20 protein-coding genes are annotated in these 19,748 nt (G+C 59.3%); 7 read left to right on the plus strand and 13 right to left on the minus strand.

Annotated features, from left to right (window positions below; translation table 11 throughout):
* Nucleotides 1-41 precede the first annotated feature (41 nt).
* Entirely contained in the window at nucleotides 42-2,225 is a 2,184-nt protein-coding gene (gene yccS / locus J3P79_RS24930; RefSeq protein WP_434606433.1) for a YccS family putative transporter, read from the plus strand.
* A gap of 96 nt (nucleotides 2,226-2,321) precedes the next feature.
* Here yccS and J3P79_RS24935 read toward each other — a convergent pair whose 3' ends face one another.
* Both J3P79_RS24935 and J3P79_RS24940 read right to left on the minus strand, forming a co-directional pair.
* Nucleotides 2,322-3,269 (minus strand): IS110 family transposase, encoded by a 948-nt coding sequence (locus J3P79_RS24935; protein WP_434604829.1) that lies wholly within the window; start codon nucleotides 3,267-3,269, stop codon nucleotides 2,322-2,324.
* A 239-nt stretch (nucleotides 3,270-3,508) separates the two neighbouring features.
* Nucleotides 3,509-4,246: a substrate-binding periplasmic protein gene (locus J3P79_RS24940; RefSeq protein ID WP_434606436.1), complete on the minus strand. Its 738-nt coding sequence runs from the start codon at nucleotides 4,244-4,246 to the stop codon at nucleotides 3,509-3,511.
* A 259-nt stretch (nucleotides 4,247-4,505) separates the two neighbouring features.
* Between J3P79_RS24940 and J3P79_RS24945 the strand changes: the two genes are divergently transcribed.
* Nucleotides 4,506-4,958, plus strand: a complete 453-nt coding sequence (locus J3P79_RS24945) for a GNAT family N-acetyltransferase (RefSeq protein WP_434606438.1) — start codon at nucleotides 4,506-4,508, stop codon at nucleotides 4,956-4,958.
* Between the two features lie 96 nt (nucleotides 4,959-5,054).
* Here J3P79_RS24945 and J3P79_RS24950 read toward each other — a convergent pair whose 3' ends face one another.
* Genes J3P79_RS24950 through J3P79_RS24960 form a run of 3 tightly spaced genes read right to left on the minus strand, consistent with a single transcriptional unit; the run spans nucleotide 5,055 to nucleotide 8,025 of the window.
* Nucleotides 5,055-5,351 carry a winged helix-turn-helix domain-containing protein gene (locus J3P79_RS24950; protein ID WP_434606440.1) on the minus strand — a complete coding sequence of 99 codons (297 nt, stop codon included), beginning with the start codon at nucleotides 5,349-5,351 and terminating at the stop codon, nucleotides 5,055-5,057.
* Nucleotides 5,352-5,355: 4 nt separating this feature from the next.
* Nucleotides 5,356-5,859, minus strand: coding sequence for a M48 metallopeptidase family protein (locus tag J3P79_RS24955; RefSeq protein WP_045157174.1), 504 nt, complete (start codon nucleotides 5,857-5,859; stop codon nucleotides 5,356-5,358).
* A 42-nt stretch (nucleotides 5,860-5,901) separates the two neighbouring features.
* Nucleotides 5,902-8,025 (minus strand): putative bifunctional diguanylate cyclase/phosphodiesterase, encoded by a 2,124-nt coding sequence (locus tag J3P79_RS24960; protein WP_434606443.1) that lies wholly within the window; start codon nucleotides 8,023-8,025, stop codon nucleotides 5,902-5,904.
* A gap of 324 nt (nucleotides 8,026-8,349) precedes the next feature.
* Between J3P79_RS24960 and J3P79_RS24965 the strand changes: the two genes are divergently transcribed.
* Nucleotides 8,350-9,021 carry a polysaccharide lyase family 7 protein gene (locus tag J3P79_RS24965; protein ID WP_434606446.1) on the plus strand — a complete coding sequence of 224 codons (672 nt, stop codon included), beginning with the start codon at nucleotides 8,350-8,352 and terminating at the stop codon, nucleotides 9,019-9,021.
* 330 nt (nucleotides 9,022-9,351) lie between these two features.
* Nucleotides 9,352-10,020 carry a polysaccharide lyase family 7 protein gene (locus J3P79_RS24970; protein ID WP_434606448.1) on the plus strand — a complete coding sequence of 223 codons (669 nt, stop codon included), beginning with the start codon at nucleotides 9,352-9,354 and terminating at the stop codon, nucleotides 10,018-10,020.
* 143 nt (nucleotides 10,021-10,163) lie between these two features.
* On the opposite strand, the gene J3P79_RS24975 is transcribed toward J3P79_RS24970, so the two are convergent.
* Together J3P79_RS24975 and J3P79_RS24980 are read right to left on the minus strand one after the other, a co-directional pair.
* Nucleotides 10,164-11,441: a type II toxin-antitoxin system HipA family toxin gene (locus J3P79_RS24975; RefSeq protein WP_434606451.1), complete on the minus strand. Its 1,278-nt coding sequence runs from the start codon at nucleotides 11,439-11,441 to the stop codon at nucleotides 10,164-10,166.
* On the minus strand, nucleotides 11,434-11,685 hold the full coding sequence (locus J3P79_RS24980; protein ID WP_434606454.1) for a helix-turn-helix transcriptional regulator: 252 nt from the start codon (nucleotides 11,683-11,685) through the stop codon (nucleotides 11,434-11,436). The genes J3P79_RS24975 and J3P79_RS24980 overlap by 8 nt, the downstream gene beginning before the upstream one ends.
* A 597-nt stretch (nucleotides 11,686-12,282) precedes the next feature.
* On the opposite strand from J3P79_RS24980, the gene J3P79_RS24985 reads away from it, so the two are divergent.
* The 3 genes from J3P79_RS24985 (at nucleotide 12,283) to J3P79_RS24995 (ending at nucleotide 13,339) form a co-directional block, all read left to right on the plus strand.
* Nucleotides 12,283-12,567, plus strand: coding sequence for a fructose-bisphosphate aldolase (locus tag J3P79_RS24985; protein ID WP_434606455.1), 285 nt, complete (start codon nucleotides 12,283-12,285; stop codon nucleotides 12,565-12,567).
* 178 nt (nucleotides 12,568-12,745) lie between these two features.
* Entirely contained in the window at nucleotides 12,746-13,024 is a 279-nt protein-coding gene (locus J3P79_RS24990) for a ribbon-helix-helix domain-containing protein (protein ID WP_420764978.1), read from the plus strand.
* Entirely contained in the window at nucleotides 13,025-13,339 is a 315-nt protein-coding gene (locus tag J3P79_RS24995; RefSeq protein ID WP_434606457.1) for a type II toxin-antitoxin system RelE/ParE family toxin, read from the plus strand.
* Between the two features lie 105 nt (nucleotides 13,340-13,444).
* Here the strand turns inward: J3P79_RS24995 and fba are convergent, their stop codons facing one another.
* The 6 genes from fba to tkt all read right to left on the minus strand — a co-directional run bounded on the left by fba (nucleotide 13,445) and on the right by tkt (nucleotide 19,714).
* Nucleotides 13,445-14,509 (minus strand): class II fructose-bisphosphate aldolase, encoded by a 1,065-nt coding sequence (fba, locus tag J3P79_RS25000; RefSeq protein WP_003177554.1) that lies wholly within the window; start codon nucleotides 14,507-14,509, stop codon nucleotides 13,445-13,447.
* A 167-nt stretch (nucleotides 14,510-14,676) separates the two neighbouring features.
* A complete protein-coding gene (locus J3P79_RS25005; RefSeq protein WP_039590570.1) occupies nucleotides 14,677-15,012 on the minus strand; it encodes an MliC family protein in 336 nt (111 codons plus the stop codon).
* A gap of 57 nt (nucleotides 15,013-15,069) precedes the next feature.
* On the minus strand, nucleotides 15,070-15,294 hold the full coding sequence (locus J3P79_RS25010) for a hypothetical protein (RefSeq protein ID WP_039590569.1): 225 nt from the start codon (nucleotides 15,292-15,294) through the stop codon (nucleotides 15,070-15,072).
* A 31-nt stretch (nucleotides 15,295-15,325) separates the two neighbouring features.
* Nucleotides 15,326-16,489, minus strand: coding sequence for a phosphoglycerate kinase (locus tag J3P79_RS25015; protein ID WP_434606461.1), 1,164 nt, complete (start codon nucleotides 16,487-16,489; stop codon nucleotides 15,326-15,328).
* A gap of 24 nt (nucleotides 16,490-16,513) precedes the next feature.
* Complete coding sequence (epd, locus tag J3P79_RS25020; RefSeq protein ID WP_030137857.1) at nucleotides 16,514-17,569, minus strand: erythrose-4-phosphate dehydrogenase; 1,056 nt, start codon at nucleotides 17,567-17,569, stop codon at nucleotides 16,514-16,516.
* Nucleotides 17,570-17,716: 147 nt separating this feature from the next.
* Nucleotides 17,717-19,714, minus strand: a complete 1,998-nt coding sequence (gene tkt / locus J3P79_RS25025) for a transketolase (protein WP_434606464.1) — start codon at nucleotides 19,712-19,714, stop codon at nucleotides 17,717-17,719.
* Nucleotides 19,715-19,748: the final 34 nt, after the last annotated feature.

Here is a 19,748-nt window from a genome sequence, read left to right on the forward strand (position 1 = left end):
GCCTCAACTTAGCGTCATTGCCCGTCAGGCCCTTGCACTTCATGTCATCGACCTCGTTTAGCCAATCACTGCGTCGCCTTTGGGCGCTGGACAAGTTCAGTTATAGCGTGCGGGTGTTCATCGCCCTGACCGGCAGCATGGGCCTGTGCTGGTACCTGGATGAGATGGCGATGCTGATTCCCCTGTTCCTGGGCATCATCGCCAGCGCCCTGGCCGAGACCGACGACAGCTGGCAGGGCCGTCTCAATGCGCTGGCGGTGACATTGGTGTGCTTCAGCGTTGCCGCGCTGTCGGTGGAACTCCTGTTTCCCTACCCGATCCTGTTCATCGTCGCCCTGGCGTTGGCGGCATTCGGCCTGACCATGCTCGGCGCGCTGGGCGAGCGTTATGGGGCGATTGCCTCCGCGACCCTGATTCTCTCGGTCTACACCATGATCGGGGTGGACCAGCGCGGTGGCGCGGTCACCGATTTCTGGCATGAACCCTTGCTCCTGGTGGCGGGCGCCGCCTGGTACGGCCTGCTCTCGGTGTTGTGGCACGCGCTCTTTTCGAACCAGCCCGTGCAGCAGAGCCTGGCGCGCCTTTTCCGTGAGCTGGGGCGCTACCTGAAGCTCAAGTCATTGCTGCTCGAACCGGTCCGCCAACTGGATGTCGAAGCGCGACGCTTGGAGCTGGCCCAGCAGAACGGCCGGGTGGTCGCCGCACTCAACAGTGCGAAGGAAATCATCCTGCACCGCGTTGGCAATGGCCGGCCGGGTTCGAAAGTCAGCCGTTACCTGAAACTCTATTTTCTCGCCCAAGACATCCACGAACGCGCGAGCTCCTCCCATTATCCCTATAACGCGCTGGCCGAAGCTTTCTTCCACAGCGATGTGCTGTTCCGCTGCCAGCGCCTGCTGCGCCAACAAGGCAAGGCCTGCCAGGCACTGGCCGAATCGATCCAGCTACGCCAACCGTTCGTCTACGACGACAGCTTCGCCGATGCCCTGAACGATCTGCATGCGTCCCTTGAACACCTGCGCATCCAGAGCAACCCGGCCTGGCGCGGCTTGCTGCGGTCGTTGCGAGCGCTGTCGGTGAACCTGGGCACGATGGACCGCCTGCTCAGCGACGCAAGCAACCCCGACGCCCTGGCCGATGCTACCGATAGCAGCCTGCTGGACCGTTCTCCGCGCAACCTCAAGGACGTCTGGCTACGCCTGCGCACACAACTCACCCCCACTTCGCTGTTGTTTCGCCACGCCCTGCGCCTGCCCCTGGCCTTGAGCATCGGCTACGCCATGGTGCACTTGATCCACCCTTCCCAGGGCTATTGGATCATCCTCACCACATTGTTCGTCTGCCAACCCAACTACGGCGCCACCCGGCGCAAGCTCGGCCAGCGGATCATCGGCACCGCCATCGGCCTGACGGTGGCCTGGGCACTGTTCGACCTGTTCCCCAACCCGCTGGTGCAATCGTGCTTCGCCATCGTCGCCGGCGTCATCTTCTTCACCAACCGCACCACCCGCTACACCCTGGCGACCGGCGCGATCACGATCATGGTGTTGTTCTGTTTCAACCAGGTGGGCGACGGCTACGGACTGCTGTTGCCACGGCTGTTCGATACCTTGCTGGGCAGCCTGATTGCCGGGCTGGCGGTGTTCCTGTTCCTGCCTGACTGGCAAGGGCGGCGGCTGAACAAGGTGCTGGCCAACACCCTGACCTGCAACAGCATTTATTTGCGGCAGATCATGCAGCAATACGCGGCTGGTAAAAGCGATGACTTGGCCTATCGCCTGGCCCGGCGCAACGCCCATAACGCCGACGCGGCGCTGTCCACCACGCTGGCGAACATGCTGATGGAGCCAGGCCATTTCCGTAAGGAAGCCGATGTCGGGTTCCGCTTCCTGGTGCTCTCCCATACCCTGCTCAGCTACCTGTCGGGCTTGGGCGCCCACCGGGGCACCGAGTTACCGACAGAGGTGCGCGAGTATCTGATCGACGGCGCGGGCGTAAAACTGGCGGCCAGCATCGATGAGATCGCCCAGGGGCTGGCGAGCAAACAGCCGATCGCGATCCAGAGTGACGAAGAAGAAGCCCTCGCCAGCAAGCTTGAGCAAATGCCCGATGAAATCGACGAAGGCCAGCGGCTGGTGCAGACACAACTGGCGTTGATCTGTCGTCAGTTGGGACCGTTGCGCACCTTGGCGGCGCATTTGATCAAGGACACCAGCGAGGCTTGAGGCCTTGGGTACCCAAGCTATTGCCATCGCGAGCAAGCTCGCTCCCACAGGGACATGCGTGTAACTGTGGGAGATTCTATGGTTGAGGGGAAGCCCTCAAGCCGCTTTTGGTTGGTATTCGCTTTGCCCTTTCAGCAGAGCGAATACGATCCGAGCAAGCTTGCGTGCCAGTATCACTAACGCCTGGGTGGTAGCGAAGCCTCGAGCTCTTAGTCTTTCATAAAAGCCTTTCCAGGCAGGCGTACGGCTGGCCGACATGGCTGCGTTGTGCAAAAGCCGACGAACTTCCGGATCGCCTCGTTTGCTCAAGCTTCGGCGGTCGTCTTTTTGTCCTGATTGGGACACTCGCAAATCCATCCCCAAGAAGGCAATAAAGGCGTCTGCATTTTTGAAGTCGCCCCGCTGAAACGCCGTAAGCAAGCGGGCTCCGGTCAGAAACCCGATGCCCTCGACCTTCAGGCAACGGTTCAGTTGCCCTAGCAAACCAGCATTTTTCAGATGATCCTTGATCGTCTTCTCGATCAATGCCTCAAGCCTTTGCATAGCTGCGATTTGCTCGGCGAAAGCGGTCTTGAGCAGCGGCTCATTGGCCCAGCTTTGTACCAGGGCGACTCGAGCCTGAACCAAGGCAGCGCGACGGCGGAAAAGGCTTAGAAGCTGGCGATACAACGGAGATGGCGGCGCCCATGGATGAAGCTCGTGCCCTTCGTTCTTCAGGTAACGAGCCAACAGCTTGGCGTCCAACGCATCGGTTTTGGCGCGGATTTTTACGCCTTTGCGGTAATGATGAAGTTCATAACCGCCCATCATGTAGATTGTGCAACCGGCCTCATAGGCCAAATCAGCAAAGTCCAAGTGATAAGTATTGGTCGACTCAATGGCCACATCGACGGGGCCCGGCAGTACTTTCAACCACCGTTTGATGGCCGCCTTGTCGTTGGGAATCGCTTCCAACACATCAAGCTCTGCGTGATAGATCACCAGCTCGTTCTTGGCGACATCCACGCCCACGATCGGCTTTGTGACAGAAACCGGCATTGCCATTGAAAATCCTCCGGGCTAAGGTTTGAACACTTGAAGGGGTCACCCAGAGGCGCAGGCTTGTCTCTATCGTCGATCCAGGCCGAAGCATTCTTTATCGGCGCTTGGGTGAAAGGAGGAGGGGCGAAATCTCCCACGGTCTGTACTGCGCGAACAGTCAGAATCGAGCCTTGTCCCTCCTCCTCCCTTCAAGTCCTACCATACAAGCGAGCTTGCTCGCGATGAGGCCGGCCCAGGCGCCCTCACATCCCATGCGCCTTCAATAGTCGCTGATAGCTCCCATCGGCCTTCATCGCCGCGATCTCGCGATCAAAGCCGGCCACGATCTGCTCATGCTCGGGGTTCTTCAAGCTGACCAGGATGTGCAGGCTGTTTTCGCTCAACGGCTTGGGCAGGAATTCCACGGCATTGCGCACCTTGGGGGACTCATGGGCCAGGTAGTAACGGGCGACGTACTCATCCTCCAGGGTCAGCTTCACCCGGTCGGCGGCCAGCATGCGCACGGCCATCGCGAAATTATGCACAGGGACCTTCTGCATCTGCGCATCCTCATCGAATGCCTTGGCGTAGGCGTAGCCGCGCACCACGGCGATGGGGTAGGCGTACAGCTGCTGGAGGTTGTCGAACTCGATGGCCGCGTCCTTGCGCTTGATGAAGCGCACGCGGTTGAGCAGGTACTCGGCCGAAAACTGACCCACATGGGTGCGCTCCTCGGCGTACCAGGCGTTGATCAGCACGTCATAGCGCCCTTCCCCTATACCCAGCATCGCCCGGGCCCAGGGCACCTGCTCGAAGTCGCTGGCATAACCGGCCCGTGCCAGCGCAGTGGTGACGATGTCAGTGGCCAAGCCGCCATTGACCAACGTCGAATCGGTGAAAGGCGGCCAAGCATCCGCGACCAGACGCAATTTCTGCGCGCAAGCGTGGTGGCTCAGCAACAGCAATCCGACCAAAGCAAGAGCTCGATGCAATCGCGGCATGCCAAACATCCTTGACGGGTTCAAAGCCCGGTTTGTTTTTAGCCGAAACCCAAGGATGTCCTGGGACATCCGGTCCTAACGTTAGCTCATCGAAACCGTTGCGCAGTGCTGAAATCAAGATTACACAAAGAAGACAGGGCCGCGACACATCCATGATGGCATTTTGGCCTTTATCCCAGATTTTTCGTCTAATCCCAGAAGAGACTTCCGACGCAAGGGCGCCTAATATCGGCATCAGGTTCTCAAGGAAATTCAAAAAATGGACATCGACTGGGTCTGCAAACATCACAACGACCTGAACAAGGAACAGCTGTACGCCATCCTCAAGTTGCGCGCCGAGGTCTTCGTGGTGGAGCAGAACTGCGCCTACCCGGATGTCGACGGGCTCGACCTGGAAGGCGACACCTACCACCTGATGGCTTGGCGGGACAATCGCCTGATTGCCTACCTGCGCTTGCTCGATCCACATTCGCAAAACAGCGACGTCGTCATCGGCCGGGTGGTCATCGCGCCAGAAGCGCGCGGCCAGGGACTGGGGCATATGCTGATGGAGCACGCCCTCCAGCAGGCGGAAAAGCATTGGCCGGGGACGTCGATTTCGCTATCGGCCCAGGCGCATCTGCAGGGATATTATGGGCGGTATGGGTTTGAGGTAGTGGGGGTGGAATATCTGGAGGATGGGATTCCACATATAGGCATGCATCGGCCCTGAGGACACCATCGCGAGCAAGCTCGCTCCCACGGGAGCATGCATTCCGATGTGGGAGCGAGCCTGCTCGCGATAGGGCAAGCCAGCCACTCTGAAACTTCAGGGATACCCAAGCACCGCCTTTATCCGCTCCAGGTTCTGCTCGATCCACCGCCGATCGATTGCCCCCCAATCATGAATCCGATACTGCCCGGCATGGTTGCGCGCGCCTTTCTCTTGCTCGAATTCACAAATGATGTCCAGGTCCGCCAACGCCGCAACAGTGTCCTGGGCCGTACGCCGGGGCATGCCGGTGACTTCGGTAAGGGCCGGGACATTGCTGGCCAGACCGCTGTCGATCAGGTAAGCCACATACAAACGACGATAAAAGCTGCTCTTGGTCTTGCTGACGTCCATCCGCTCATTCCTTGTCTTGTTGCAGATCCCGCCAGGTCAGGTACACCCGCAAGTCGAATTCCAACTGGTGATAGCCCGGCAGCATGTGTTCGCAGAGTTTGTAGAACGCCTTGTTGTGGTCCGACTCCTTGAAATGGGCCAGTTCGTGCACCACGATCATCTTCAGGAACTCAGGCGCCGCGTCCTTGAACAACGAGGCAATGCGGATTTCCTTCTTGGCCTTGAGCTTGCCGCCCTGCACCCGCGACACCGCCGTGTGCAAGCCGAGTGCGCGGTGGGTCAGGTCGAGACGGTTGTCGAACAGCACCTTGTCGATCGCCGGTGCGTTACGCAGGTATTGCTGCTTGAGATCCAGCGCATAACCGTACAACGCCTTGTCGCTCTGGATCGGGTGGCGACCGGGATAGCGCTGGTGCAGGTAATCGCCCAGCCGATCCTGGGCAATCAACTGCTCCACCTGGGCTTGCAGCGCGGCGGGATAGGCCTGGAGGTATTTGAGCGGGGTCATCGGGCGCCAACACAATCACAAAAGACCGCCAGTGTAGCGAATTCAGGCCTGTACCGCGCTCCAGTCGAACGGACGGGCAAAGGCATCGGTATCCTCGGCCATCAAGGGCCGCGCCACCAAGAAGCCCTGCACATATTCGCAACCGTGGTCCTTGAGCCACTGGTATTGCGCCGCTGTTTCAACGCCCTCGGCGATGACTCGCAAGCCCAATTGCCCGCATAGATCGATAACCGAGGCGGCCAACGCGGCATCCCGTGGCGAGTCCGGCAAGCGTGCGATCAAATGCCGGTCGAGCTTGAGCGTATCGAGTTCGAGGTCACGCAGATGCGCCAGCGAGCAAGGGCCCGAACCGAAATCGTCCAACGCCACCCGCACCCCGAGGTGACGCAGCAGCCGCAACTGTTTGTGCGTCTCGTCCGGGTTGCGCATCAGCGCATCTTCAGTCACCTCGACTTCCAGTTGCCGGGGCTTCAAGGCATGGCGCTCCAGGACCTGGCGCAATTCGGTGACCAGGTTGGGCATGCCGAACTGGGTGCTGCTCAGGCTCACGCCCAAGACCAGGTCGTCCGCGAACACCCGTTCCCAGACTTTACGCTGGGCCGCACTGCGATGATAAATCCAGCTACCCAGCCGGCTGATCAACCGCACCTCCTCCAGCAACGGCAGGAACAAGCCCGGCGGCACATCGCCGACGCTCGGATGTTGCCAGCGCAACAGCGCCTCGAAGCCACGAGTGCGTCCATCGCGGATGCTCACCTGCGGCTGGTAGACCATATTGAAGTCGCGGTTCTCGATAGCCGAACGCACGCTCTCTTCCAGCATCAGGCGTGAACGGGCCCGACCGTTCATTTCGTGGTCGTAGAAACGGTACTGCTGGCGACCGGCACGCTTGGCTTCGTACATGGCAATGTCGGAGGCGCGCAGCAAACCGTCGAGGTTGGACCCGCAGTCCGGATAGGTCGCGATACCAATGCTGGCCCCCAGCGCCACGTCCATGCCGTCGATCTGCTGGCAGACCGAAACCCGCTCGATGAGCTTTTCGGCAATCTTCGCCGCTTGTTCAGGCAACTCCAGATCCAGCAGCGCCGTGAATTCGTCACCGCCGAGCCGCGCCAGGATGTCGAACGGACGCAGGCACGCCTTCAGCTGTTCCGAGACCCAGCGCAGCACTCGATCACCGGCATCATGGCCCAAGGAATCATTGACCCGCTTGAAACCATCGAGGTCCAGGTACAACAACACCCAATTGCTTTCCAGGCGCTCGCTGCGCATCAGCAGGTTTTCCGCCGTCTGATAGAACCCCCGACGGTTAAGCAGGCCGGTCAAGGGGTCAGTCACCGCCTGGAACTCGAGCTGCTGGTGCAGGTGGCGTACCACCGACATGTCCTGGAGCGTGACAACCATGGCCTTCTGCTCCATCGGCAGCGGCGCGCAGGACAAGGCCACCGACACCTGCTGGCCAGGCGCGGTGCGCAACACGGCATCGTGCAGCCGCCAGGTTTCGCCACGCCGATAGGCGGTATGGATCGGGGAATCGAGCCATTCCGGGATATGGGGCTTCTGCAGGAATTCGAGGAACGCCATGCCTTGCAATCGGTCGGCGGTGGCGTTGAGCAAGCGGCAGGTGGAAGGGTTGGCGAAACGGATACACCCGCTCTCGTCCACTACCAGGATTCCTTCGGCGGCGTTATCCAACACCGAGGCGTTGAAGGCACGGGCGGCCTCCAGGTCCTGGCTCAAACGCTGCAAGGCCCGACGATTGCGCTGGTGTTCCAGAAGGGCGTGCACCTTGGGCTTGAGGATCTGCGGGTCGAATGGCTTGAACAGGTAATCCACCGCGCCACTGGCGTAGCCTTTGATCACCGCATCCTGGGACTGCTCATTGGCCGTCAGGAAGATGATCGGCGTAAGCCGCGTGCGCTGGCTGCCGCGCATCAGGCGCGCCACTTCGAAGCCGTCCATGTCCGGCATCTGCACATCCAGCAGGACCAGGTCGATGTCGTGTTCGAGCAGCAGGTTAAGAGCCTCCACACCCGAGGACGCGGTCATCACCTGCCAATCCTGACGCTGCAATAACGCTCGCATGCTAAGCAGGTTTTCAGGGTAGTCATCGACAATCAAAAGGACAGAGCTGTCTTCGCCAAACGGGGGTTGCGCGCATTCCATGCTGCTTCTCTTATCGGGGCGCCATGTCCGTCTTGCTCGCAAGACGGACAACATACAGTGATCTCACTCTAGACCGGGATTTTGAAAAGCAGTAGGTGTCATCGCGCCATCATCCAGACAAAGCCCGAAATAGCCGACTAACGGTCACCCCTCTCAGGCACAAAAGCTGCAATGACCCCTACGACAGTCAATTGACGTCAAACAATCGCCGAGCGGTCAACAAGAAAAGCCCCTATCCAGCGTTTCGACACGCTTCAAAAGGGCGGTTTAAAGCCTCCCGACGCGGCGTACACCTTTTACATCCCGATACGTAGGAACCTGGACATGATCGATCTCGCAACCTGGAACTTGAGCATTCCTGAAGGCGCCCCGCCGGCAACCATTCAAACCTCGCAACTGGTCCAAGGCTTCAAGAACCAGTACTTCAACTCTGAAACCGGCACCGTATTTTTCTGGGCTCCGGTGACAGGCGCCACGACGGCCAACGCCATTTACCCTCGCAGCGAACTGCGCGAGACCAACAGCGATGGCACGCTGCGCAATTGGTTGTACCCCGCGGCGGATAACACCCTGCGCGCAACCGTGACAGTCAACCAGGTGCCGAGCACTGGGAAGATCGTGATCGGTCAGATTCACACCAAGGACAGCAACAGTCCGATGGTGAAGCTGGAATACCAATACAAGGCCTATAGTTCCACCGGCAATATCGTCGCCAAGGTACGCCTTCGCCCCGATGATGCATCGGGCCAGGTCATCACCATCGCCACTGGCGTGAAGCTCAACCGCAGCTTTTCCTACATGATCCACTTGAGCCCAAAGGGTGCACTGGGTATTACCGCGGCGGGCTACAACTGGCGGACCACCGTCGATCCGACCTGGAAAGTAAAACCGCTCTACTTCAAGGCGGGCGTGTATGTCCAGGACAACACCGGTTATGTCACCGAGGGTGGGAAGGTGACGTTCAGCCTGCTGGAAATCAAACACACCACTCTTTGATCATTGCTCCACCGGCCATAACAGCACAGGGACGGTGCTGTCGGCACATCTTCCAAGGCATCCGTTCAGGATGCTTTTTTATTTGCGCGCCTCGAGCGTCAAATAGCCATCGCGCAATCGTTCCCTCTAAAAATCACTTAGTCGACCAACGGTCGTACATCTCGGGCACAAAACCGCAAAACGCCACTCTGACGGTCTGCTGGCGCCAACTGACCGCCGGACGATCGTGCCAATTTCTCGTCTGGGCTTGCTTATGGCCTCAGCAAAAGCGCGTCTTAAAGCCTCCGGCTGTGGCGTAAATCATTTCTTCTTCTCAGAAAGGATCCGAACATGGTCGATATGGCAACCTGGAACCTGAGCATTCCCGAAGGCAGCCCGCCGAAAACCATCGAAACCCCTCGCTTGATAGACGGGTTCCGGGACAAGTATTTCAACTCCGAAGGCAGCACGGTGTACTTCTGGTCTCCCGTCACCGGCACCAAGACTGAAAATGCGATCTATCCGCGCAGCGAATTGCGCGAAACCTACAGAGACGGGAGATTGCGCAACTGGGTCTATCCAGACGCCGACAATTTCTTGCGGGCAACGCTCGCCGTCAATCAAGTGCCCAGCAGCGGTAAGATCGTGATTGGCCAGATCCATGCGAAGGACAGCAGCAAGCCCATGGTCAAGCTGGAATATCAATACAAGGACGCCAGCTCCACCGGCAACATTGTCGCCAAGGTCCGCATGCGCCCCGATGACAGCGAAGGCAGGGTTATCACCGTTGCCACGGGGGTAAAGCTCAACCGATCGTTCTCCTACCGGATTCACCTCGATCGTACCGGCGACCTGGGCATTACCGCCGCTGGCAATAGTTGGTACACCACGGTCGGTGCCGCCTGGCGCGACAAGCCGTTGTACTTCAAGGCCGGGGTGTACGTGCAGGACAACACGGGCTATACCAGCGAAGGTGGGAAGGTGACGTTCAGCGTGTTGGATATCGATCACAATACCTGAGATTTCACGTCCTAAAATCTCGTAGGAATTTACACCCTGTGGCGAGGGAGCTTGCTCCCGCTGGGTCGGTCCGACGCCTCGGCGAAGCAGCCCGCTCTTTCTAGGCTTTACCGTATGCGCCGGTTTTTCACGGGCCGGCACACTCAAGTCGAGTTCATTTTCTGGACCAGCGGTTTGTTCCTGAGCCGCAACGGTTCCGAATCATAAAGTGCGGCAAGCCGACCCGCGTCCCACTCCCTTCGCATCCCCTCCAGCAGTCCTCCATCAATTCGATGCCCGCTGCTCGCCAGCGCCTGGCTCATTGCATCGGCGATTCGCTCGATGATCAAAGCGGGTTTATCAACTTTGCAATGCTTGCGACCAAACTCGATCAACTGCTTGCGATCCGGATATGTTTTTAACTTGTTCAGCTTGATCGCCAATGTGCGATCTACCAGCGAGCGGCCAGACTTTGGGTTGTAGTGCTCATACACCGTGGTCGTGGTGACATCGAAAACCGGCGCCAACCGCACGCTTTCCGGAGCGTCCGGATGCGTATAGATAACACCAAAGTTTTTAAGATGGGCATCGCCATTGCGCACCATGACCGAGAGGCACACCGAAGAAAAAAAACGCTCCAACTCGCGAACCGGTTCAGCATGACGACATACCTGCTCCACTACTGCGGCGAGAATTTCGTAGCTTTGAGAGTATTTGTAGTTGTCGTGGGGATCTTTGTGCAGGCCGAGCAACACCGCCATGTCTTCGAAGCCCAGCCGTCCGGACGAGGTCAGGTCGAACCTTTCCATGACAAACAACTCGCCGTTTTCCGAGAGCCAGAATGGCGGCGTTTCGAGCCCGGCCAGGCGAGCCGCCTCCAAGCAAAGGAATTCATTTTGCGCCAGATGGGCATACTCCTCGGCACCGGATTTAACGATCAGATCGGAGCTGAGCAGGGTTTTTCGATCACCCGTCAGCTTGTCCAAGTCAGGCACGAGCACCTTGGGCTGTACACCCGAAATACCCGACTCGAAATACGTATCGACCAGGAAATCAAAAACGCTTTGTGAAATGTCTGCCGACAGAATGTCCTGCAGCCCGACCTGGGCACGAATCGGCACCGAAGCCTCGACAGGATTCAAATAGCTGAGTCGCCCGATTTGATTGCCGCCTATTACCGACAGCAGGCGCATATCATCGACCTGCATATGCCTGGCCATCCGACGCTTGATCTGGTCCGCCAGAAAACCCTCAGGCACATTCATGTCAAATATCGGATGAAGGACATTGCTAACCGAGGGCGTCGGGTCATAGGGCATGACCAGCGAGACCTCCCGAGGCGCCTCGGCACTGGCATACGCAAACGAGAACTGCGAACCTTTGGATAAGTCGCCGCTATAGCCTTGTGGTGTCATGACATTGAGCAGCTTGACCCTATTCATCATGTTCCACCAGTTCCGCCAGGGATTTGAGATCGATGCGTCTATCGACGATTTCCAGAGCCATTCCCAGCGCCGACACGACCCGAAACAAGGTATAGACGGCCACATTTTCACCCGCTTCAAGATCAATAATTGTCTTGCGATTGCAGCTGGCTTTTTCGGCGAGTCGCTGTTGGCTATAGCCCTTGGCACGGCGCAGCGTACGTACTCTTTCGCCTAAGGCAGAAGGATTCAGGATAAGCATAATGTCCACCATAAGGGACTTTTTAATAGATAAATAAGATTATGTCCACTCTAACGGACATTTCAAGGCGGCGCACCGCACTTCATCTGACAGCAGCAGGAGGGGCGCTTAGCGTACTCGACAGAAATAACGATGCTTGAAATTCCGCTTCCGAAATTCTCGTAGGAATTTACGCCCCGTGGCGAGGGAGCTTGCTCCCGCTGGGCGGCGAAGCGGCCCCTCTTTCCTCCAGACCTACCGCATTTGCCGGTTTTGCGGCGGCTGCGCCCCCGAGCGGGAGCAAGCTCCCTCGCCACGGGGGCCGGTGCGTCCTACAGGGGAGATTTTGGCGTTGGGAATCTGCTCTATAGTTCGGGGGTCTGCTGGCTTTGGTCGGTGGGCAGGGGTTTCGCAGCCCTGGTGGGTTAGAATCACGACCGTCAGAAATCGATGTAGGCCTATCCCGCCTACCTCGGCTTTTCATGGCGGCTGTGTGTGGGAGATCTTCGGGTCTGCCGGGTTTCTCTAACTCCTCGGTCTGCGAACCCGCACATGGCTGCCACCCAATTTGTTTCGCAGCGAACGGTGGCAAATATCTATTTGAGTTAGAGGTTTGTCATGAAAGCCGAACAATTGCCCACTCGCTTCACTCCGCTCACCCCGATCGCCACCACCCAGCCCGTCCTGTTCATCGATAAAACCGTCCCACTGATCGAGCTCCACGCCTGCGCCAGTGAACGTTTGCATGCCACGCTCGACTACCTGACGCTCATGGCCTGCGCCACCTTGCGCGACTCGGCTGCTGGCGATTTCAATACTCTCACCAATGTCGCCCGGATCCTGGACCAGTACGTCACCGACGTGTTCGGTGTCATTGAACAGCGCGGCCTCGAAGATCAATAGAGGTCCCCTGTGTGCGAGCCTGCTCGCGAAGCGGCAAAGCAGTGATATCCACTGACACACCGCGAGCGCGAGCAAGGCTCACCTAATCCGCAGGCAAAGTCATCGGACGATAGGAGGTCATGTGCATATTCTTTTGAGCAGAGTAGGATTAAATCCCATCTTACCCAGGAGGCTCATCATGCGTAGCACTCAACAGTTCAGCATCACGCTGCCTAACCAGATGGCTGACGTAGTGAAAGCCAAGGTGGCTGCCGGTGAGTACGCCACTGAAAGCGAAGTCATTCGGGATGGCCTCCGAGCACTGCTAGCTCGTGATCGTGCGTTGGAAAACTGGCTCGTAGGCCAAGTGGCCCCAGCTTATGACGCGTTGAAAACCGATCCTTCGCGAGCATTGAACGTGGACCAGGTGCGCTCCCGATTGGCGGCAGAGCACGAAAATTCCACTGTGAAACCGTGAATGGCTTACACCGTCGAGTTTGCACCGGAAGCCCTTGAGCAATTAGCTGTCCTCTACCGCTACATTGCCACAGCGGCTTCGCCGGAAATGGCCCGTCGGTATACCGACGCCATCGTGACCTACTGTGAAGAACTACAGACGTTCCCGCACCGAGGGAACCAAAGGCACGAGATACGCCCGGGTTTGCGTATCACAAACTACCGTAAACGGACCGTGATCGCCTTTGCTGTTGAAGCCGAGCTGGTTTCCATTCTGGGCGTGTTTTATGGCGGACAAGACTTTGAGGGCGCTTTGCAGAGTGGATTGGACGATTAAAACCAGCTCACTCGCGAAGCGGCCAACCCAAGCACCGTCTGTACACACAAATCCGCCCCATAAAAAAACCCGCATCACTGCGGGTTTTCTAACAACGCTAAACCATCAATTAACCTTCGCGTTCAACTCACCCTTCAAATACCGCTGATACATAGCCTCCAGAGAGATCGGCTTGATCTTCGAAGCATTACCCGCCGTACCAAACGCCTCATAACGCGCAATACACACATCACGCATCGCAGTCACAGTCGCCCCAAAGAACTTGCGCGGGTCGAACTCGCTAGGATTGGTCGCCATCAAGCGACGCATCGCACCAGTAGAAGCCAAACGCAAGTCAGTGTCGATGTTGACCTTGCGCACGCCATACTTGATACCTTCGACGATTTCCTCAACCGGCACGCCGTAGGTTTCCTTGATGTCGCCACCGTACTGGTTGATGATCGCCAGCCACTCCTGCGGCACCGACGAAGAACCGTGCATCACCAGGTGAGTGTTGGGAATACGCTTGTGGATTTCCTTGATGCGGTCGATGGCCAGCACGTCGCCGGTAGGCGGCTTGGTGAACTTGTAGGCGCCGTGGCTGGTGCCGATGGCGATGGCCAAGGCGTCGACCTGGGTTTTCTTGACGAAGTCCGCGGCTTCTTCCGGGTCGGTCAGCATCTGGCTGTGATCCAGGACGCCTTCGGCACCGATGCCGTCTTCTTCGCCGGCCATGCCGGTTTCCAGCGAGCCCAGGCAACCCAGTTCACCTTCCACCGAGACGCCGCAGGCGTGGGCCATGGCGACGGTCTGCTGGGTCACGCGCACGTTGTATTCGTAGTCGGTCGGGGTCTTGCCGTCTTCACCAAGGGAACCGTCCATCATCACCGAGCTGAAGCCCAGTTGGATGGAGCGCTGGCAGACGTCAGGACTGGTGCCGTGGTCCTGGTGCATGCACACCGGGATGTGCGGGAATTCTTCGATCGCCGCCAGGATCAGGTGGCGCAGGAATGGCGCGCCGGCGTATTTGCGGGCACCGGCCGAAGCCTGGACGATCACCGGGGAGTCAGTCTTGTCAGCGGCTTCCATGATGGCGCGCATCTGCTCAAGGTTGTTGACGTTAAAGGCTGGGACGCCGTAGCCGAACTCGGCTGCGTGGTCCAGCATCTGACGCATGCTGATAAGTGCCATTGTGTGTGTCTCTCCCGGTCGAGGGTCGTTAATCGTGCCAGCCTGCCGGAGCGGCGGCGGCTATTCAAGTCATTGCGGATCGGGGGCTGGCCCCGGCCCGCGTGTTCGGTGTCGCAAATTCAACGTCTTGCACAGGACCCCGTGGGAACGGGCCTGCGATGTGTCTGTTACTGCGCCCTGCAACCTCGCCCAATCAGGTCATTGGTGGCGACCCAATACACCAGGCCTTCCTCACCCTTGACGTGCAGCGCCAGCATGTCATCGCTGTACAGCGAACCTTCAGCGCCCGGCTCCAGCTTGAGCCGATAAACCTTCTCGGCGCCACCCAAGCGTACATCGACTTCCTTGCGCGCGGCGTCGGTATAACGCCAGAGCACCTTGGCTTCGCTGTCACATGTCCAACTCGTCCAGCCCTCTGCAACGGGTTCGGACGACTGCAAAAACCCCAGTTGCGAGCAACCGGCCAACAATGCCAACGCCATGACGGCGACAAAGCCTTTCATCCGTGTTCCCCAACCGACGGCAGAGGCCGCCGGCCATGAGTTAATGAGTCTGACCCGTCAAGGGCAACCATGTTCCTTGACCGGCGCTTGCGTCTCGTATTTATCCAGGCCATCCGGCCCGGAACGCTTGTTCAGCACCGGATTGGTCTCGGCCTGCCAGTCAGCCTGGTAGCAACCTTCCTCGGGCGCGGGCGCCGTATCATCCGGCGCCGTGCCTTTCGGGCTGCTGGAACAGGCGACGAGCAACGTCGCGGCCATCAGCGCCATGAACGTCTTGACCATCGGAACACTCCTTTGCCTGGTCAACGTCGCCTCAGGCCTTGGCCCGGCTTTCCAGGACTTCCACGGCTGGCAACACTTTGCCCTCGACGAATTCGAGGAACGCGCCACCGCCGGTAGAAATGTAGGAGATCTGCTCGGCCACGCCATATTTATCGATAGCCGCCAGGGTGTCGCCGCCGCCCGCGATGGAAAACGCAGCGCTCTCGGCAATGGCCTGGGCCAGTACCTTGGTGCCGTTGCCGAACTGGTCGAATTCGAAGACACCGACCGGACCGTTCCACAGGATGGTCTGGGAGGATTTCAGCAGTTCGGCGAAATTGGCTGCAGTTTGCGGACCAATGTCGAGGATCATGTCGTCTTCGGCCACATCGGCGATCAGCTTGACGGTAGCGGCGGCGCTTTCAGCGAACTCCTTGGCGACCACCACATCCACCGGCAGCGGTACGCTGACCTTGGAAGCGATTTCACGAGCGGTGTCCAGCAGGTCCGGCTCATACAGCGATTTGCCGACCGGATGGCCAGCGGCGGCAAGGAACGTGTTGGCAATGCCACCCCCGACGATCAACTGGTTGCAGACCTGGCTCAGGCTGTTGAGCACGTCCAGCTTGGTTGACACCTTGGAGCCGGCAACGATGGCCGCCATCGGCTGGGCGGGAGAACCCAGGGCCTTGCCCAGCGCATCCAGTTCGGCGGCCAACAGTGGACCTGCGGCAGCGACTTTGGCGAACTTCGCCACGCCATGAGTCGAGCCCTCGGCGCGGTGAGCGGTGCCGAAGGCGTCCATCACGAACACGTCGCACAGGGCGGCATATTGCTGGGCCAGTTCATCGGCGTTCTTTTTCTCGCCCTTGTTGAAGCGCACGTTTTCGAACAGCACGACATCGCCAGCCTTGACGTCGACACCACCCAGGTAATCGGCGACCAGCGGCACGTCGCGGCCCAGGGCCTTGCTCAGGTAGTCGGCGACAGGCTTGAGGCTGTTCTCCGCCGAGAACTCGCCCTCGGTCGGACGGCCCAGGTGAGAACAGACCATCACCGCAGCGCCTTTTTCCAGGGCCAGCTTGATGGTCGGCAGCGAGGCCAGGATGCGCGCGTCGCTGGTGACGACACCGTCCTTGACGGGGACGTTGAGGTCTTCGCGGATCAGTACGCGCTTACCTTGCAGATCGAGGTCGGACATCTTCAACACGGTCATGGGTCGCAATTCCTGGGTAACTGTTTAGAGAGCAGGTTTATTGGAAGCTGTTTGCAGGTAGTGCTCGGCAACGTCCAGCATTCGATTGGCAAAACCCCATTCGTTGTCGAACCAGGCCAGGATATTCACAAGCCTCGGCCCGGAAACGCGGGTCTGGCTGGCATCGACGATGGCCGAATGTGGATCGTGGTTAAAATCACAGCTGGCATGAGGCAACTCGGTATAGGCCAATAGGCCTTTGAGCGGGCCACTGGTGGCGGCTTCACGCAGGATCCGGTTGACCTCGGTGGCGTCGGTATCGCTCACGGTCTGCATCGTGATGTCGAGGCAGGACACGTTGACCGTCGGCACCCGCACGGCTTTGGCCTGAATTCGCCCGGCAAGTTCCGGCAGCAGCCGTTCTATGCCACGCGCCAGACCAGTGGACACCGGAATCACCGACTGGAAGGCCGAGCGGGTACGCCGCAGGTCCTCATGGTGATAGGCGTCGATCACCGGTTGGTCGTTCATTGCCGAGTGGATCGTGGTAATGGACACGTATTCCAGGCCAATGGCCTGGTCCAGCAGGCGCAACAGCGGCACGCCGCAATTGGTGGTGCAGGACGCGTTGGACACCAGCAACTCTTCGCCGGTCAGGCAATCCTGGTTCACACCGTAGACGATGGTTGCGTCCACGTCCGCTTCGCTGGCCATCGGCTGGGAGAACAGCACCCGTGGCGCGCCCGCAGCGATAAAACGCTGGCCATCGTCGCGGGTGTTATAGGCGCCGGAGCATTCAAGCACCAGATCGACGCCCAGGGAGGCCCAATCGATGCCTTCGGGGGTGGCACTGCGCAAGACCTTCACGCAATCGCCATTGATATGCAGACAGTCGCCTTCGACCCGCACTTCGCCGGGAAACCGGCCGTGGGTGGAGTCAAAGCGTGTCAGGTATTCGATGCTGGCCATGTCAGCCAGATCGTTGATGGCCACAATCTCGAACCCAGCCTTCGCCCCTCGCTCGAACAACGCACGCAAGACGCAACGACCAATGCGGCCGTAGCCGTTGAGTGCAACTTTGTAGGGACGCGGTTGGGGCATGGGGGTTCTCTGATCGGGTGAATCCGTTAAGACCAGCATTGCTTACACCACCGCTATCGCGAGCAAGCTCGCTCCCACAGGGTCGGTGGGGATCCTTGTGGGAGCGAGCTTGCTCGCGATGCGTCAGCACAGACAACCTATTACAGATCAGTCTTCCAGCAGCTCTTCAGCCTGCCCCAGGATGTTGTCCAGGGTGAAGCCGAATTCCTCGAACAGCGCCGACGCAGGTGCCGATTCGCCATAGGTGGTCATGCCGATCACGCGGCCTTCCAGGCCCACGTACTTGTACCAGTAATCGGCGTGAGCAGCCTCGATGGCGATCCGCGCACTGACTTGCAGCGGCAACACCGCTTGCTTGTAGCCGGCGTCCTGGGCGTCGAACACGCTGGTGCATGGCATGGACACCACGCGCACGTTGCGGCCCTGCTCGGTCAGCTTGTCGTAGGCCTGGACGGCCAGGCCGACTTCCGAACCGGTGGCGATCAGGATCAACTCAGGTTCGCCGATGCAATCCTTGAGCACGTAGCCGCCACGGCTGATGTCGCCGATCTGGCCGGCATCGCGGGCCTGGTGCTGCAGGTTCTGGCGGGAGAAGATCAGCGCCGACGGGCCGTCGTTGCGCTCGATGGCGTATTTCCAGGCCACCGCCGATTCCACGGCGTCGCATGGGCGCCAGGTGTCCAGGTTCGGCGTGCAACGCAGGCTCGCCAGTTGTTCGATCGGCTGGTGCGTCGGGCCGTCTTCGCCCAGGCCGATGGAGTCGTGGGTGAACACATACAGGATGCGTTTTTTCATCAACGCCGACATGCGTACGGCGTTGCGGGCGTATTCCATGAACATCAGGAAGGTCGCGCCGTAAGGCACCAGGCCGCCGTGCAGGGCAACACCGTTCATGATCGCGCTCATGCCGAACTCGCGAACGCCGTAGTACATGTAGTTGCCGCTGGCGTCTTCGGCCGTCACGCCTTTGCAGCCCTTCCACAGGGTCAGGTTGGAACCGGCCAGGTCGGCCGAGCCGCCCAGCAGTTCCGGCAGCAATGGGCCAAAGGCGTTCAAGGTATTCTGGCTGGCCTTGCGGCTGGCGATGGTTTCGCCCTTGGCGGCAACCTCGGCAATGTAGGCAGACGCCTTTTCGGCGAAGTCGGCCGGCAGTTCGCCACTGAGGCGACGCACCAGCTCGTTGGCCAGCTCAGGGAATTCGGCGGAATAGGCGGCAAAGCGCTGGTCCCACTCGGCTTCGGCGGCGCGGCCTTTTTCCTTGGCGTCCCATTCGGCATAGATGTCCGCCGGGATTTCGAAAGGACCGTGCTCCCACTTCAGCGCGGCACGGGTCAGGGCGATTTCCTCGGCACCCAATGGCGCGCCGTGGCAGTCTTCCTTGCCCTGCTTGTTCGGCGAACCGAAACCAATGGTGGTCTTGCAGCAGATCAGGGTTGGCTGCGCGCTCTTGCGGGCAGTCTCGATGGCGATCTTGATTTCTTCCGGGTCGTGACCGTCGACGTTGCGGATCACCAGCCAGTTGTAGGCTTCGAAACGCTTGGGCGTGTCGTCGGTAAACCAGCCTTCGACTTCGCCGTCGATGGAGATGCCGTTGTCGTCGTAGAAAGCGATCAGCTTGTCCAGGCCCAAGGTACCGGCCAAGGAAGCGACTTCGTGGGAAATGCCTTCCATCATGCAGCCATCACCCAGGAACACGTAGGTGTGGTGATCGACAACATCGTGGCCTGGGCGATTGAACTGCGCCGCCAGGACTTTTTCCGCCAGGGCAAAACCTACGGCGTTGGCCAGGCCTTGGCCCAAGGGGCCGGTGGTGGTTTCCACGCCAGGCGTATAGCCATATTCCGGGTGGCCCGGGGTGCGGCTGTGCAGTTGGCGGAAGTTCTTCAGGTCATCGATCGACAGGTCATAACCGGTCAGGTGCAGCAGCGAGTAGATCAACATCGAGCCGTGGCCGTTGGACAGCACGAAGCGGTCACGGTCGGCGAACGAAGGGTTGCTCGGGTTGTGCTTGAGGTAGTCGCGCCACAGCACCTCGGCGATATCCGCCATACCCATGGGGGCGCCGGGATGGCCGCTGTTGGCTTTTTGCACGGCATCCATGCTGAGGGCACGAATGGCATTGGCACGCTCACGACGGCTGGGCATCGCTGATCTCCTGGGTTTTGAATAACGAAACTGA

The organism is Pseudomonas sp. R1-7 (assembly GCF_051132105.1).
Classification (GTDB): Bacteria; Pseudomonadota; Gammaproteobacteria; order Pseudomonadales; family Pseudomonadaceae; genus Aquipseudomonas.

Excerpts from the sequence above, each read along its gene's own strand:
- J3P79_RS24945 (WP_434606438.1), top strand. The coding sequence starts at position 4,506 with ATGGACATCGACTGGGTCTGCAAACATCACAACGACCTGAACAAGGAA.
- fba (WP_003177554.1), bottom strand. The coding sequence starts at position 14,509 with ATGGCACTTATCAGCATGCGTCAGATGCTGGACCACGCAGCCGAGTTC.
- J3P79_RS24965 (WP_434606446.1), top strand. The coding sequence starts at position 8,350 with ATGATCGATCTCGCAACCTGGAACTTGAGCATTCCTGAAGGCGCCCCG.
- J3P79_RS24970 (WP_434606448.1), top strand. The coding sequence starts at position 9,352 with ATGGTCGATATGGCAACCTGGAACCTGAGCATTCCCGAAGGCAGCCCG.
- J3P79_RS24955 (WP_045157174.1), bottom strand. The coding sequence starts at position 5,859 with ATGACCCCGCTCAAATACCTCCAGGCCTATCCCGCCGCGCTGCAAGCC.
- J3P79_RS24990 (WP_420764978.1), top strand. The coding sequence starts at position 12,746 with ATGCGTAGCACTCAACAGTTCAGCATCACGCTGCCTAACCAGATGGCT.
- J3P79_RS24980 (WP_434606454.1), bottom strand. The coding sequence starts at position 11,685 with ATGCTTATCCTGAATCCTTCTGCCTTAGGCGAAAGAGTACGTACGCTG.
- J3P79_RS24975 (WP_434606451.1), bottom strand. The coding sequence starts at position 11,441 with ATGAATAGGGTCAAGCTGCTCAATGTCATGACACCACAAGGCTATAGC.
- J3P79_RS24985 (WP_434606455.1), top strand. The coding sequence starts at position 12,283 with ATGAAAGCCGAACAATTGCCCACTCGCTTCACTCCGCTCACCCCGATC.
- J3P79_RS25010 (WP_039590569.1), bottom strand. The coding sequence starts at position 15,294 with ATGGTCAAGACGTTCATGGCGCTGATGGCCGCGACGTTGCTCGTCGCC.
- J3P79_RS25015 (WP_434606461.1), bottom strand. The coding sequence starts at position 16,489 with ATGACCGTGTTGAAGATGTCCGACCTCGATCTGCAAGGTAAGCGCGTA.
- J3P79_RS24950 (WP_434606440.1), bottom strand. The coding sequence starts at position 5,351 with ATGGACGTCAGCAAGACCAAGAGCAGCTTTTATCGTCGTTTGTATGTG.
- tkt (WP_434606464.1), bottom strand. The coding sequence starts at position 19,714 with ATGCCCAGCCGTCGTGAGCGTGCCAATGCCATTCGTGCCCTCAGCATG.
- J3P79_RS24935 (WP_434604829.1), bottom strand. The coding sequence starts at position 3,269 with ATGGCAATGCCGGTTTCTGTCACAAAGCCGATCGTGGGCGTGGATGTC.
- J3P79_RS25005 (WP_039590570.1), bottom strand. The coding sequence starts at position 15,012 with ATGAAAGGCTTTGTCGCCGTCATGGCGTTGGCATTGTTGGCCGGTTGC.
- epd (WP_030137857.1), bottom strand. The coding sequence starts at position 17,569 with ATGCCCCAACCGCGTCCCTACAAAGTTGCACTCAACGGCTACGGCCGC.
- J3P79_RS24960 (WP_434606443.1), bottom strand. The coding sequence starts at position 8,025 with ATGGAATGCGCGCAACCCCCGTTTGGCGAAGACAGCTCTGTCCTTTTG.
- J3P79_RS24940 (WP_434606436.1), bottom strand. The coding sequence starts at position 4,246 with ATGCCGCGATTGCATCGAGCTCTTGCTTTGGTCGGATTGCTGTTGCTG.
- yccS (WP_434606433.1), top strand. The coding sequence starts at position 42 with ATGTCATCGACCTCGTTTAGCCAATCACTGCGTCGCCTTTGGGCGCTG.
- J3P79_RS24995 (WP_434606457.1), top strand. The coding sequence starts at position 13,025 with ATGGCTTACACCGTCGAGTTTGCACCGGAAGCCCTTGAGCAATTAGCT.